15 protein-coding genes are annotated in these 14420 nt (G+C 57.3%); 9 read left to right on the top strand and 6 right to left on the bottom strand.

Annotation, left to right across the window (positions count from 1 at the left end):
- Window positions 1-392: 392 nt before the first annotated feature.
- Window positions 393-1721 (bottom strand): OprD family porin, encoded by a 1329-nt coding sequence (locus tag C4K38_RS18985; RefSeq protein ID WP_053279739.1) that lies wholly within the window; start codon window positions 1719-1721, stop codon window positions 393-395.
- Between the two features lie 331 nt (window positions 1722-2052).
- On the opposite strand from C4K38_RS18985, the gene C4K38_RS18980 reads away from it, so the two are divergent.
- From C4K38_RS18980 to flgB, 7 genes are all read left to right on the top strand, one after another.
- Window positions 2053-2385, top strand: coding sequence for a DUF2790 domain-containing protein (locus tag C4K38_RS18980; protein ID WP_025810157.1), 333 nt, complete (start codon window positions 2053-2055; stop codon window positions 2383-2385).
- A gap of 44 nt (window positions 2386-2429) precedes the next feature.
- Entirely contained in the window at window positions 2430-3317 is an 888-nt protein-coding gene (locus tag C4K38_RS18975; protein WP_164485767.1) for a LysR family transcriptional regulator, read from the top strand.
- Window positions 3318-3635: 318 nt separating this feature from the next.
- Window positions 3636-4958, top strand: a complete 1323-nt coding sequence (locus C4K38_RS18970) for an OprO/OprP family phosphate-selective porin (protein ID WP_124345302.1) — start codon at window positions 3636-3638, stop codon at window positions 4956-4958.
- Between the two features lie 263 nt (window positions 4959-5221).
- Entirely contained in the window at window positions 5222-5554 is a 333-nt protein-coding gene (locus tag C4K38_RS18965; protein ID WP_053279738.1) for a DUF2790 domain-containing protein, read from the top strand.
- A 132-nt stretch (window positions 5555-5686) separates the two neighbouring features.
- Window positions 5687-5968, top strand: a complete 282-nt coding sequence (locus C4K38_RS18960; RefSeq protein WP_053279737.1) for a YciI family protein — start codon at window positions 5687-5689, stop codon at window positions 5966-5968.
- A gap of 96 nt (window positions 5969-6064) precedes the next feature.
- Window positions 6065-6727 carry a class I SAM-dependent methyltransferase gene (locus C4K38_RS18955; RefSeq protein ID WP_053279736.1) on the top strand — a complete coding sequence of 221 codons (663 nt, stop codon included), beginning with the start codon at window positions 6065-6067 and terminating at the stop codon, window positions 6725-6727.
- A gap of 163 nt (window positions 6728-6890) precedes the next feature.
- Window positions 6891-7304 carry a flagellar basal body rod protein FlgB gene (gene flgB, locus C4K38_RS18950; RefSeq protein ID WP_053279741.1) on the top strand — a complete coding sequence of 138 codons (414 nt, stop codon included), beginning with the start codon at window positions 6891-6893 and terminating at the stop codon, window positions 7302-7304.
- A 109-nt stretch (window positions 7305-7413) separates the two neighbouring features.
- On the opposite strand, the gene C4K38_RS18945 is transcribed toward flgB, so the two are convergent.
- From C4K38_RS18945 to C4K38_RS18930, 4 genes are all read right to left on the bottom strand, one after another.
- On the bottom strand, window positions 7414-9768 hold the full coding sequence (locus tag C4K38_RS18945; protein ID WP_081001542.1) for a heavy metal translocating P-type ATPase: 2355 nt from the start codon (window positions 9766-9768) through the stop codon (window positions 7414-7416).
- 2 nt (window positions 9769-9770) lie between these two features.
- On the bottom strand, window positions 9771-10022 hold the full coding sequence (locus C4K38_RS18940; RefSeq protein WP_081001541.1) for a DUF2933 domain-containing protein: 252 nt from the start codon (window positions 10020-10022) through the stop codon (window positions 9771-9773).
- A gap of 95 nt (window positions 10023-10117) precedes the next feature.
- Complete coding sequence (locus tag C4K38_RS18935; protein WP_053279733.1) at window positions 10118-10639, bottom strand: cupredoxin domain-containing protein; 522 nt, start codon at window positions 10637-10639, stop codon at window positions 10118-10120.
- Between the two features lie 141 nt (window positions 10640-10780).
- The gene (locus C4K38_RS18930; RefSeq protein WP_053279732.1) at window positions 10781-11137 is read right to left on the bottom strand and encodes a co-regulatory protein PtrA N-terminal domain-containing protein; all 357 of its coding nucleotides are present in this window, start codon (window positions 11135-11137) and stop codon (window positions 10781-10783) included.
- A gap of 208 nt (window positions 11138-11345) precedes the next feature.
- On the opposite strand from C4K38_RS18930, the gene C4K38_RS18925 reads away from it, so the two are divergent.
- Both C4K38_RS18925 and C4K38_RS18920 read left to right on the top strand, forming a co-directional pair.
- Complete coding sequence (locus C4K38_RS18925) at window positions 11346-12038, top strand: heavy metal response regulator transcription factor (protein WP_053279731.1); 693 nt, start codon at window positions 11346-11348, stop codon at window positions 12036-12038.
- Window positions 12035-13423, top strand: coding sequence for a heavy metal sensor histidine kinase (locus C4K38_RS18920; RefSeq protein WP_053279730.1), 1389 nt, complete (start codon window positions 12035-12037; stop codon window positions 13421-13423). Before C4K38_RS18925 ends, C4K38_RS18920 begins: the two co-directional genes overlap by 4 nt.
- 157 nt (window positions 13424-13580) lie before the next feature.
- Here the strand turns inward: C4K38_RS18920 and idi are convergent, their stop codons facing one another.
- The gene (gene idi / locus C4K38_RS18915; RefSeq protein WP_053279729.1) at window positions 13581-14138 is read right to left on the bottom strand and encodes an isopentenyl-diphosphate Delta-isomerase; all 558 of its coding nucleotides are present in this window, start codon (window positions 14136-14138) and stop codon (window positions 13581-13583) included.
- Window positions 14139-14420: the final 282 nt, after the last annotated feature.

Raw genomic sequence — 14420 nt, 5'->3', positions numbered from 1 at the left:
CTACAATCGTTACGCGCCGTTGATCCAGGGTGAGCCTGGTGGTGAGCTGCTGACAGCCCCCGTAAATCTGACTTCTGGGGACGAGACCGAAACCAGTGTGAGATTGAGTCGGGGGCATTAAGCGGTCTTCGTCCTATAGATACCTATACGTTGTACCCACCGATCCGGAGTTCCTCGAGTGACAAGTGAATCACCGGTATCGAAGGGAGGAGTGCAACTGCACCTCCATGGCGTTATGGGGGAGCTTGAAGATCTCGATCACACTGTCGTTTGCCACGCGATAGAGCACGATATGGCGTGGGTATTTGACTGCTCCATGGGGTCGTCTGGCTCGCTGATGTGAGCATAAGCGTCTTAGCGTCGGGCGGGCCTCGCACCCGCCCGGCGCGGGCTTAAAGAATGCTCAGCGGGTATTCGACGATCAGGCGAAACTCCTCCAGGTCCGACTCGAAGCTGCTGGAGCGTATGGTCGCCTGGCGGATGCGCAGCGACAGGTCCTTGAGGCTGCCGCTCTGCACCACGTACTTGGCTTCGATATCACGCTCCCAGCGGCGCTGGTCGGTCAGCGGATTGCCGTCCGCGTCGCGGCGCATGTACACCTCGTTGGCATTGCTGTAATTGGCGTTGCTGCCTTTGCCGTAGCGGGTCATGAACGACAGGCCGGGGATGCCCAGGGGCTGCATGTCGAGGTCGTAGCGGACCATCCACGAGCGTTCCTTCGGCGAGTTGAAGTCGTTGTACTGGATCGAGTTGTCGAGAAAGATCGAATCCGACTGGCGCAGGTAATCGAAGTCGTCGTCGCCGTTGTTGCGTTGGTGCGACAGCGACAGGGTGTGGGCGCCGTAAGTGGCGCCGACCTTGGCGCTCCAGATGTTGTTGTTCAATTCGCCGAGCAGTTTCTTGCCCTCGTCCACCGCCTTGTAATAGTTGAACCCGGCGAACAGCGAGAGCTGGTCCGAGATCGGCCAGGTGGCCGCGGTGCCGAAGTAGTACTGGTCCCAGGCGTCCTTCAGGCGGCTGCTGTAGAGGCTGAAGCTGAGGTGCTTGTTCAGGCTGTAGTCGCCGCCGAAGTAGGCGACCCAGGGCGAGTCGACCTTGCCGGCATAGAAGGTGGCAAAGCCATCGCGCAGGCTACTGCTGTCGGGCTGGCTCATGCTGTGCAGGCGTCCGCCCTGCAGGCTCAGGCCGTCGATGCTGGTGTTCTCGAAGATGGCTCCGCGAAAGCTTTCCGGCAGTAAGCGCGAGTCGCCGTAGTGCACCACCGGGGTTTTCGGGAAGACGTCGCCGACCTTGATCACCGTATCGAGCAGGCGCATTTTCGCCGCGCCGCCGATCTTGCTGTAGTTGCCAACGGGCGTGTTGTCGCTGTCTTCCGGCAATACGCCGAAGGATCCGCCACCACCGCTGCGGCCGCGGCCGGAGTCGAGCTTGAGGCCGTACATGGCAAAGGCATCGAGGCCGAAACCGACGCTGCCCTGGGTGAAGCCGGATTCGAACTTGCCGATCAATCCCTGGGTCCAGGCTTCCGAATAGCTGTTGCCGGAGGGGCTGGACTGGCCCTTGCGATCGTCGCGATTGAAGTAAAAGTTGCGGGCCAGCACGTCGAGGCTGCTGCCTTCGATAAAACCTTCGGGCTGCTCCTGCGCCGCGTTCACGGCCAATGGGCCGAGCCCCAGTACCGCGGAAAACACGGACAGGGACCAACGGGTTTGAATGCGCATGTTGTTTGCTCCTGGATATGGGCAGCTATCAGCTGATGTCGCCTGAGGCGTTCTTGTTAGTTGTACTCGCGAACCGTCTGGTTAACGGCTGGAGTCAAGGCCGATAGTTGCAAACAACAGATAACGCTGAGATGACCCGGTTATTACAAATCAGTAAGGTTGAAGGTTGGAATTTGTTTTTCGTGGCGGCTGGAAGTCTTGTTTTGTATGGGTTTTGCACTTGGGAAAGAGGCGACTTGAGGTTCATTACATATAAGTAATTTGCACGTGATCTTCCTGACAGCGGCGGCTGATTATCCTCGGCATAACTAACCGGAACGAGGAAGCAGTCATGAAGTTATTTAAATTGAGTATGGCCGCCCTGGTACTTTCCCTGTCGTCCCTGGCCATGGCCGAAGGCGGCGGCGACCGCACTTTCGAGCGTGCCATGCAGGCGAACGAGCGGGCCATGGCGGCCTATGCGGCGAAACAGGGCAAGGAGGCGCCGGTCGTCAAGAACTACACCTACGAGACGGAGCTGGACATCAAGAAGGTGGTCAACGTCACCCCGCCGATCAAGTCCTGCAATGTCGTGCCTTCGCGCATGACCTATGAGGACTCGGCGGGCAAGCTCATCACCATCGAGTACAAGGTGCTCGGGGAATGCCGTACCAACGGCAGCTGAATGTGCAGCCTATGTGCGATGAATCGCGAGCATTGGAGACTGCATTGATTGACCGGCATGTGGCCGAGTATTTCCTGACCAGTGCTCGCTGTGCGTGTTTCAAGCAGGCTGCACGCAGCCTGAATATCAGTCCGACGGTGTTGCGCAGGCAGCTGCGACAGCTGGAGGAACGCCTCGGCGGTCCACTGTTCGTCTACCGGCAAAACATCCTGAGCCTGACCCTCAAGGGGCAGAGGCTGCAGGCGTCGTTGTCGGCGCAGCTCGATGAGTCCTTGCCCAAGGCCAGCCGCGCGCCTGTGCCCGTGGTGCGCCTGGCAGTGGCAGACGCCTTGCTGCATGACCTGGTCCTGCGTGATCTGCTGGCATTCCTGCGGCGTAACGCTGCTGTGCGCCTGGACCTGGATGTTTCTTCCAGCCCCTGCGATCCGGGGCGTCCGGTCGACATCATGCTCTGGCTCGCCGAGCCGGGAAGCCCGCGACCCGACCCCGGGTTCGCGACCACCACGCCCGTCGTCCTGGCCCGGATCGGCTATCAGGCCTGCGTCGCCAAGCGTTATTCGCGAGAGGCGGCATTACCCAGCCAGGCCAGGCATCTGGATGATTACCTGCTGGTACAGGTCCGTGAGTACCAGAGCGTGGCGGCACTCGAACCCTGGAACCGGATGGTCCGCCAGCGACCCGCGGGAGTGGCGCAGGTGCCCAGCCATGAGCTGGCCCTGGAACTGATCAGGCGCGGTGCCTGTGTCGGTGTACTGCCTGCCTACATCACCGCCCTCGATAACAACCTGGTCGCGCTCCCCGAGCTGTTCCAACAGAAGATGGAGCGCAGCGCCTGGCTGAGCACCCATGCGCAGTCGGCCAAGCGGGGGGAAGTCCAGGCGCTCGTGGCGCTGATTCGCCAGACATTCAACGATCGGCAGGAGTGGTTTTGAGTCGACCTGGGAGAGCATTTTTCGGCGACGATGCCAGGGGGGCGCTTTCAGTGCCTGTTCGAACTTTTTTAAAAGTGCAATGTTTCTGACATATCGGTGCCGGGTAACGGCAAGGCGTTTTTTTTGTGAGATGCAGGTGTTTCCAAGGGGGCGAGGAAGAACAATATTGCGTCTGCTTAGTTGTCATTGAAATATCTTTTTAATAAACAAAAAGTGTCATGTGAGATTCCCAGGATCGCCCAGGGTCAACCTGATTCAGTTATTGAATTTGTTTGTTACAGGTTGCCGCCACACTAAAAGCCAAATCGGGAGTCTCGAATGTTTATTAAAAAGCTCTATATGGGGTTGGGGAACAGTATTGCCTGGAGTCTGATCGGCGCATCGCTGTCAGCGACGGTCCAGGCCGGCACCGTGACCACTGATGGGGCCGACATTGTACTGAAGACCAAGGGCGGTCTGGAGCTGGCAACCACTGACAAGGAGTTCAGTTTCAAGTTAGGCGGTCGGGTACAGATGGACTACGGGACCTTTGACGGTTACTACACCAAGAACGGTAACACCGCCGATGCCGCGTACTTTCGTCGAGCCTACCTGGAGTGGGGCGGCACGCTCTACCGGGACTGGAAGTATCAGGTCAACTACGATTTTTCCCGTAACGTGGGCAACGACAGCACGGGTTACTTCGATGAGGGCAACCTGACTTATACCGGCTTCAATCCGCTGAACCTGAAAGTGGGGCGCTTCTACACCGACTTCGGCATGGAAAGGGCCAACAGTTCCAAGTGGGTCACTGCCATGGAACGCAATTTGTCCTATGACCTGGCGGAGTGGGTCAACGACAACAACGGCATGGGGCTACAGGCTAACGCTGTGGTGGGGGGCATGGCCTATCTGTCCGGCAGTGTGTACAGCGAGAACAACAACGACACCGATGGCGACAGCGTCAAGCGTTACAATCTGCGGGGCGTGTTCGCGCCGCTGCATGAGTCCGGCAATGTGCTGCACCTCGGTGCCCAGTTCGCTTATCGCGACCTCAAGGACAGCGCCGTCGATACCCGTATCCGTTCGCGCATGGGCATGCGCGGGGTGGAGACCAACGGCGGCAACAACGCCGGTAGCAATGGCAATCGCGCGGTATTTGGTGGCACTACGGCGCAGCAGGGTTTGTGGGCGGACGACTCGGTCTGGGGCGTCGAGGGCGCCTGGGCCATGGACGCTTTTTCCGTCCAGGGCGAATATCTGCGCCGGACGCTCAAGGCCGACGCGGCGCAAAGCGACATCAAGGCCTCGGGTTATTACGCGCAACTGGCCTATACCCTGACCGGGGAGCCGCGGATCTACAGGCTGGACGGTGCCCGGTTCGATACGATCAAGCCGCAGAACAAACAGTGGGGCGCCTGGGAGCTGTTCTACCGCTACGACTCGATCAAGGTCGAGGATGACAATGTGGTCGTCAGCACCGCCACCCGCCAGGTCGGCGATACCGAGGGCAAGGCCCATACCCTAGGGGTCAACTGGTACGCCAACGAGGCGTTGAAACTCAGCGCCAACTACGTCAAGGCACGTACCGACAACATCAGCAATGCCGTGGGTGATGACACCGGCAGCGGTATGGTCATGCGTGCGCAATACCAGTTCTAGAGCCCTGGCCTGTCACCTTTGCTGAAAGGCAACGCCTTCGCGGGATTTCTCGCGAGGGCGTTGCCCGAATCGGCAAAAGATTCGAGCGTCGTCCTGACGCTTGTCTGATACATGCAATGCAGCCCGCCCAAAACCAGACATCCAGGATCTGCATTCAGGATGCATAGGCGTGGCCTTACCTATAAGTAATATTCGCGGCAGCTTTCTGAAAGGCATCGCTGGTTACTCTCTAGCCAAGATTCTGCAAGTGCCAGGAGAAAACCATGAAAGTATTAAAAGTATCTTTCGCCGTTTCTATCTTGACCCTGTCTTCTTTGGTCATGGCCGAAGGAGGCAGTGACCGCGTTTATGGCCGGATGATGCAAGAGAACCAACGGGCGATGGAGCAATACGCCTTGAAGAATGGCAAGGCCAATCCTGAAATCGTTCATTACAAATATGGAATGAACCTGGATATTCAGAAGGTGGTGAGTATCACTCAAGCCAACAAAACCTGCAGTGTCGCGCCTGCGCGCATGACCTATGAAGACTCGGCTGGCAAGCTCAACACCTTGGAATACAAGGTTTGGGGGACTTACTGCCAGGACGGAGGCTAGTTCGAAGGCGTTAGTCAGATGATTCGAGCGGTCTCAGGCTGGTCTTGCAGTACGCACTCATGAAGTGCTGCGCTTCAGCTGATATCAAAGCAACTTCATAGGTTATACCTGGGCGCTTATCGGGAGGGGCTCATGTTGTATGCGGTTCATTGTTTTGCTGAACACCTTCCCAACGCCTTCGCAGAACCGTGTTTTACTGAACATCGAGCTTACTGGGACGCCTCGGTATGTACGCTGATGTCCAGCCAGTTGTTTGCCGCAGATGGCGTCACCCTGGTGGGGAGTTTTTTTGTGATGCGTGCGCAAAGCCTTGAGCAAGTAAGGGCGTTCTCTTTGAACGACCCTTTCAATAAGGCAAATCTCTGGAAATACATAGAAATCAACCCGATCAATGTGCGGGTTGTGAATCTGTAAGTGTCTGTTTTGCAGCTGTTGCGTTCGCGCTTGAACTTCAATGCCGTGTTAGCGCTGCCTGGAAAATACATAGAATTATAATGAGATAGGTGCCCTATGGCTGACCTTGAATTCTCTTGCAAGTATGACCGTGAACAGGCTGAGCGCTACTTGCGCAAACATCAGGCAGGATTCGTTCGAAGAGTCTCCAACTGGCGTGACATGCAGGTTGCTCGCAAGGCTCTTTTATTGGCCGATGAGCCCGACAGTGTGCTTGACCTGCCTTGTGGGGCGGGGCGGTTCTGGCCGCTACTGGCGGAACAGGCGGGGCGTAAAATCATCGCGGCGGATAGCTCTGCCGATATGTTGACGGTGGCTTGGAATGCCCAACCCCTGGATGTCATCAAACGTGTGCGCCTGCTGTACACCTCGGCCTTTGCCATCGATCTTCCTGACAACGCGGTGGACAGCATTTTCTCGATGCGATTGTTGCACCACATTGGTGATCGAACGAATCGTTTGGCCTTGCTCAAGGAGTTCCATCGGGTCACTCGTGACAGTGTGATTATTTCGCTCTGGGTCGATGGCAACTTGAAGGCCCTGCGGCGAAAACGGACCGAAGCGACTCGATCCAGACGGGCCTATCAGAATCGATTTGTCATGCCGGTCAAAGAGATAGAGGCCGAGTTCGCCCAAGCCGGCTTTTCGGTCCAACAACATATCGACCATGTGCCGTTGCTGCAGATGTGGCGTGTTTATGTCCTGCGCAAATCCCCATGACCATCGCTTATCTGAGCTGCCCAAGGCATGAAGCGGATACGCGCTAACCCCGTTTGATCAACCATTCAACCCGTAAAGCCGTGACCTCCCAATATCCCATGCCGCTATTTGCCGAACATGAGTTTCAGACGGGAAATAGCCGTGCTACTGAAGGTGATTGAGTGTGAGTATTAACTTCGAGAAAGCGCTTGGCTCCGCAGAAAGAGCATTGATTTACCGTAGCCAAAGAGCTGAGTTACTGAGTAACAATATCGCAAACGCCGATACGCCGAACTTCAAGGCCCGGGACCTGGATTTTTCTGCCGTGCTTGCCAGCCAGACAAAAGAAAGTCTTGCTGTTCCCTTCGCTTTCAAAACAACACATGCAAAGCACATTGCCGGAAAAGAATCAGCCAGTGACAGTTACGCAGGTGCCTTGCTTTACCGCACACCGAATCAACCTGCCCTTGATCAAAACACTGTCGATCAGCAGGTCGAGATCGCAAAGTACACAGAAAATAAAATGGGTTTCGAGGCCGCTTTTACCAGGTTGAATGGAGCATTCAAAGGTTTGCTCAGGGCGCTGCGAGGTGATTAGTCGCCCATGGGCTTGCTGGCGGTGATTGGGCCGACGCGGCTGCTTCGGTGCTCGCCGAGGGTGAACCAAGGGGAGCCCCTGCACAGGGGCTCCGACCTGTCCGTGACGCTCAGTCGATTCGGCTGTTCCTCAGCCTCAATGCGTTGAAAACCACAGACGCGGAGCTGACGCTCATGGCGAGCGCAGCGATCATCGGCGACAGGAGGTGTCCCGTCAGTGGGTAGAGCAGGCCTGCAGCCAGGGGGATGCCCAGCGAGTTATAGAGAAAGGCGAAACCCAGGTTTTGCCGCATGTTTTTTACTGTGGCAACCGAAAGCGCCCGTGCTCGTAGAATCCCCATCAGGTCGCCTTTGACCAGCGTGAGTTGTGCGCTGTTCATGGCAACGTCAGTCCCTGTGCCCATGGCGATGCCCACATCCGCTCGCGCCAGGGCCGGCGCGTCGTTGATGCCATCACCCGCCATGGCGACCTTCCGGCCGTATTGCTGAAGGTCCGCGACCAGACGTTCCTTGTCTTGAGGTTTCACCTCACCGTGAACCTCTGCAATCCCCATTTCCCTGGCGACAGCCCGAGCGGTGGTGAGGCCATCTCCAGTCGCCATGATGATGTTGATGTCATCGGCCCTGAGCCTGGTGACGGCTTCTTTGGAGGTCGGCTTGACGGGATCCGACACCGCCAGCAGCCCTGCCAATACCCCGTCAACTGCGAGGTAGATGATGCTGATGCCTTCAAGGCGCAACAGCTCCGCGCGCTCTTGCAGGGGCTTGGTGCTCACCCCTGCGGCCTCCATCAACGCGGTGTTGCCCAGCTGGAGCTTCTTGCCATCTACCAGGCCACTGACCCCGATACCTGAGCCGGACTCGAAGGATTCAGGCTTGGTGAGCGCAATGTTCTCGGCGCGGGCGTGATTGACTATGGCATGAGCCAGGGGATGTTCGCTGCCCTGGTCAAGGCTCGCGGCCAGTTGCAGAACAGCCTGGGGGCTGAAATCGGCCGTGGCCTCCACGCTGTGGAACACCGGCCGCCCCTCTGTCAGAGTCCCTGTCTTATCGACAATCAGGGTGTCGATCTTGCACAGGTTTTCAATGGCGCTGGCATCTCTGAACAACACCCCCATGCTGGCGGCTTTACCCGTCGAAGCCATGATCGACATGGGCGTTGCGAGACCCAGCGCGCAGGGGCAAGCGATGATCAACACGGCGACCGCGTTGATAAGGCCAAAGACCCAACCGGGCTCCGGGCCGAAGAGTCCCCAGCCTAGGAATGTCAGCACGGCAATCGCAATGACGGCCATCACGAAGTAGCCGGCAATCGAATCGGCCATTCGTTGCATGGGGGCTTTGGAGCGCTGGGCCCGGGCGACCATCTGTACGATCTGTGACAGCATGGTCTCGGCACCGACCTTCTGCGCCTCCATTACCAGGCTGCCATGGGTATTGAGCGTGGCGCCGATCAAGCGGTCTCCCGCTCTTTTCATGACCGGCACCGGCTCGCCCGTGAGCATGGACTCATCCACCGCACTTTCACCCTCCAGTACCGAGCCATCGACCGGCACCTTCTCACCGGGCCTGACCCGCAGGTGGTCTCCTGGGTGCACATGGGACAGAGGAATGTCTTCCTCCTGGCCATCGGCGTTGATCCTGCGTGCGGTCTTGGGAGACAGGCCGAGCAGGGACTTGATGGCGGCGGAGGTTTGCGATCGGGCCTTGAGTTCAAGCATCTGCCCAAGCAAGGTGAGCGAGATGATGACCGCGGCGGCTTCGAAGTAGACGCCGATGCGTCCGTCTTGCATGAAGATGGCGGGAAAGCCTTGGGGAAACAGCGTTGCCGCGACGCTGTAAAGATAGGCCGCGGCGGTACCCAGGCCAATCAGGGTCCACATGTTTGGACTGCGATCCCTGACGGATGCCACGCCCCTCACAAAAAAGGGCCAGCCTGCCCATAGGGTCACCGGTGTCGCCAGGACCAGCTCGATCCAGTTCTGGATCGAGCTGCTGATCGGGTGAGAGTGGAAGATCTCCAGCGAGTGTCCCGCCATGGCAAGCACGGTCACTATCAGGGTCAATGGCAGCGTCCACCAGAAGCGGCGGGTGAAATCCCGGAGTTCGGGGTTTTCATCTTCATCGAGCGCCGGCATGACCGGTTCCAATGTCATGCCGCATTTAGGGCAGTTGCCGGGCCCGGGCTGGCGTATTTCCGGGTGCATGGGGCAGGTGAACTCAGCGCCTGCTGGTACCGCAGGCTCAGTGGCCGTGACGTGATTGCCGCCATAACGTTCAGGATCTGCGCGAAACTTCTCTTGGCATTTCCGGCTGCAAAATTGATACGTCTGTCCCTGATAAGACTCGCCGAATCGGCTGGGAGGCGTGACCGTCATGCCGCACACCGGGTCACGAGGATGATCGTCATGGGGCGGGGCAGCATGGGCGTGACGGTGGTGGTGCTGGCTCGGTGTAGTGGGCATGACTATTTCCCGTTTGTGTCCTTGTTGGTTTTCGCCTGATCGCCATGGCTATGTCCGCCATGCCCATGGGCAAAAAAGTGCATCAATGGACAGATCAACAGAATGAGATAGGGCCAATACGGATAAAGGTGGCTGAAATGCTCCCGCACCCCATAGAAAGCAGCGATCGCAATGAGCATGATCAGTACAACGCCTGTCTTGCGCTTCCAGAAGGGCGAGGTGGTGCTTCGAACCGGATGCTGATGGTTATTCAAGATCTGAACCCCGGTGTGTGATTGAGTTGTCTTGATCTCGCAGGCGGAGCCCGGCCAACCCTGGCGTCGATGCGGTTTTGGCCGGCGGCTCAGGCTTACTTCAGGTCGAATTGCCCCACCATTCCAAACTGGTAATGACCTGGCCTGTTGCAGGCAAATTGAAGCCCGGTGCTGGTGTTGAAGGTCCAGATCAGCTCCTTGGTCGCGCCTGGCTCGATCAGCACGCTGTTCGGGGCGCTGTGGCCCATGTCGTTAGTCATCTTCCCGGCACTGGTGGGAGCCCGCGCCCCGCTCTGGAACAGGCTCGCCTTTTCTTTCTGGCGTGCTGCATAGGCAGCCTGGTGTGCCGCATGGGCTGCGGCTTGGTCGATATTAAATTCGTGCACCAGCGAACCCTCATTGCGAAGAATGAATCGAAGGGTTTCACCAGGCTTTACGTCGATGCTTTTGGGCTTGAAGAAGATATCGCCCATCTCCACGTCCACCGTGCGGGTCACTTCAGAGGCGACTCCAGGCTGGCCGATGTCCGCTTTGCCATGCCCTGCGCTGCCCATGGTCGTAGCGCCGAAGAGCAGGGTGACCGCTGCGATGCCTGGGGTAACGAGCTTAGCTTTCATGGTGGCCTCGAGAGTTAAGAGGGGAACACTGAGCCATGCTGAAGACGCGAAACTGCTCGTTGACGGAGCCAGGAAAACACGGCGGCCAGATGACGCCGTGCTCCGCGAAACGCGTCAAGAAGTTCGCTGCAAACCTGTGGGTCACTGATGGTCTTCGGACAGCATCAGTTTGTGCTCCCGTTGCATTTGGCTCAAAACGTCATCGACGATTTTGTCGTGCTTTTCCATCCAGGCGAGGTGCTCTTCAGGTGACATCGACGGGCTTGGATGATCCTGATGGAGCTGGCTCATGATTTCACCGAGCATTTTCATATGTTCGGCCATATGTACATGGCGCTGCTTCTTGTCGGGCGCTTTTTCAGCCTGGATCAATACGGCTGTGGCCTTGTCGCGCAGGCGTTCCATGCGCTCGAAGACCCGGTCTCCGCCACCTTCAGCCAGCGCGGAGGCCGAAACCAGTATCGAGCTCACAAGGACCAGGATTTTCAGGCGATTCATGGGGGCGGCTCCTTATGGAATGGGTTTCCGGCTCCCCTCAGGTCTTCTGCTGAAGAGTCGGTCGAGCACTGGGAAGTGCTCGTGTCTGAACACTAGACAGCCCCCGCTGACACCAACCTGAAGCCAGCGTTACTTTTATGTCAGTTGCTGGTTGGTGGAAGTGTTTCGTTGCAGACTCGGCCTCACAATTTATTTGAGAGCCACCCTCATGAGACTTCTCGTTGCGGAAGACGAACCCAAGCTAGGTATCTATTTGCAGCAAGGACTCATCGAGGCGGGGTTCAATGTCGATCGTTTTACCAATGGCACCGAGGCGCTTCAGTACGCGTTGAGCGAAGCCTATGACCTGCTGATTCTCGACGTCATGATGCCCGGTCTGGACGGCTGGGAAGTCCTTCAGCGGGTCCGCGCCTCCGGGAAAAAAGATGTTCCGGTGCTCTTTCTCTCGGCGCGGGACCGGGTCGAGGATCGAGTGAAAGGGCTTGAACTCGGAGCGGACGATTACCTGATCAAGCCCTTTGTATTTTCTGAACTGCTGGCTCGCGTCAGGACATTGTTGCGCCGTGGTAGCGGCACTCCCTCGCAAACGTATTTGCAACTGGCCGATATGGAAGTAGACCTGCTCAAGCGCCGGGCGATTCGGGGAGGCAAGCGCATAGACCTGACCGCCAAAGAGTTTGCGTTGCTTGAGTTTTTGCTCCGTCGTCGAGGCGAGGTGCTGCCCAAGTCGCTTATCGCTTCCCAGGTCTGGGACATGAATTTCGACAGCGACACCAACGTTATCGAGGTCGCGATCAGGCGACTGAGGGCAAAGATCGATGACGACTTCGAGGTCAAGCTGATCCATACCTCCAGGGGGATGGGTTACCGGCTCGATGTGCCTGACCCGGAATCGGAGTGAAGCGAATGTCCCTGACTACCCGTATGAGCCTGATGTTCATGCTCGCTGTAACGGCTGTGCTCACCGTCGCCGGACTCAGTTTTAACAACCTCAGCCGGCACCACTTCAAGATGCTGGATCAGCAGGCATTGAACGAAAAACTTCAATCGACCCAAAGAATCCTGACTGGGTTGAACAGCCTGGATCAATTCAGCGATATCAAGCCCGAGTTGAAGGTGCTGCTGGGGGAGCACCGTGATTTGATCGCCCTGATCATCGACGGTGACGGCAGGCTACTGTTTGCCGAGCCAGCTTGGGTCGAGGTGCCGCAGGCATTTCGCAGGGCCTCGAACAACAACCTCTGGGAGTGGCGAGATCAAGGGCAGATGTACCGTGGAGTGACGGCACAAGCCAGGGTGACGGGGCAGGACAAACCATTGACCATAATGGTGATCTTCGATGTTACCCAGCACATGTCGTTCTTTGAGATGCTTGAACGCTGGTTCTGGATGGGGCTGATGATCAGCGCGCTGGTCAGTGCGGCACTGGGCTGGATGGTCGCGAGCAGTGGCCTGCGACCTATTCGCCAAGTCACCCAGGTCGCGGCTTCAATGTCGGCTAAATCGCTCCAGGAGCGTATTCCACTGGCGCCCGTTCCCAAAGAGCTGCAGCAGATGGTGTTGTCGTTCAATGCAATGTTATCCAGGTTGGACGACGCGTTCGTTCGTCTGTCGAACTTCTCCGCGGACATCGCTCACGAACTGCGAACCCCCGTCAGCAATTTGATGACTCACACCGAAGTGGTGCTTTCCCGAAAAAGGAATATCGAGGACTACGAAGACAATCTGCACTCCAATCTTGATGACTTGAAACGCATGGGGCGGATGATCGATGACATGCTTTTCCTGGCGAAGTCCGACAATGGCCTGATCACGCACGAAAACAAATCGATAGACCTGGTAGAGGTCGTAGAGAAACTACTGGAGTACTACCGCCTGCTGGCGGATGAGCGAGGGATCGACCTTGAGGTTTCAGGGCGCGGCAGTGTCCGAGGCGACGTCCTCATGCTCCACAGGGCCATCTCCAATCTGCTCTCGAATGCGCTTCGCTACACCCCGGAAGGGAAGTGCATTCGTGTCGATATCCAACAGAAAGGAACTTCAATATCGGTCGTGGTGGAGAACCCTGGCGAGCCCATCGCACCCGAGCACCTTGAAAAGCTGTTCGATCGATTTTATCGCGTCGATTCGGCGCGACGAGAAGGAAGCCCAAGCAACGCCGGGCTGGGTTTATCGATCACCCGATCGATCATCGAAGCGCATGACGGCAAGATATGGTGCACGTCGTCAAATGGCAAAACAGCCTTTCATATAGCGCTGCCTTGCGCGGAGGCAAAACAGGCCTGAGGCACCTTATACAGGTGTAAGAAAACGGCAGGTGGATTGTGCCCATATAGGCCCGTTTCGAATGAGCGGGAACTCTTGATGCATGGCGCAGGAGGCCTGGTATCAGGGGAGGGGAGTTGTTGCTCCAGTATCCATTCGGTCTGTCGTACGGATGCTCTCATCCATGACTAGAAGAGCTTGCCTGCGCCTGGGCCTGCCAATCTTGCAGGCCGGCGATTGCGTGACGCTCGAAGATCTTGCGAAACCAGACACTGAACGTCTCTGGGGCAACGCTGATGCGCTGTGACAGTTCGGCCAGGCTCAGCCATTGCCAGGCCTGGGCCTCATCGGGATTGGCGATCGGGTCTTGGGAATAGATACCGGCAAACACATGGTCATATTCATGTTCGATCAATTGATTGGAAACCTGCTCGCGATAGAGCAGATGCGCCACGGCGTGGAGCTCGCACTCTATGCCCATTTCCTCACGTAACCGGCGTTTGGCGGCGCTGCAGGTTTCCTCGCCTTGGCGGGGATGGCCGCAGCAGGTATTGGTCCATAAACCTTGAGAGTGGTACTTGGTGAGTGCTCGCTGCTGCAACAGCAAACGGCCCTGTTGATCAAAGATGAAAATCGAGAATGCCCGGTGCAAGAGCCCCTTTTGATGGACCAAGAGTTTCTCCGCAAAGCCCGTCGGGCGATCATCCTGATCCACCAGGATAAGGGTTTCTTCCATGAGGGTTCCGAAACTCCCTGGTCGGTGTCTAGGTTAAATGGCGTTGTATCGAGGCTTGTGGGAGATGGTTGTCGACTCACAAGCCGGTGTGTTCAGGTATGGATTGATTGGGGGGAACATTAGTTGGGTATTCTGGTTTGGCAAGAGGGCGTCTTATGACTTTTCGCTGTACTCGGTGTTCTGCCTGGAGTCGAGCCTGAACGCGGGGCATGCCAATTGCTGGCACAAAACCGCTGGCGCTACCGGGATGGCGCCTCTTCTTCGATGAGGGCCATCCACAGG

The sequence above is a fragment of the Pseudomonas chlororaphis subsp. piscium genome (assembly GCF_003850345.1).
Lineage (GTDB): Bacteria > Pseudomonadota > Gammaproteobacteria > Pseudomonadales > Pseudomonadaceae > Aquipseudomonas > Aquipseudomonas piscium.
The sequence above is the reverse complement of the archived record's forward strand: the minus strand, read 5'-3'. Positions and strand labels throughout refer to the sequence as shown.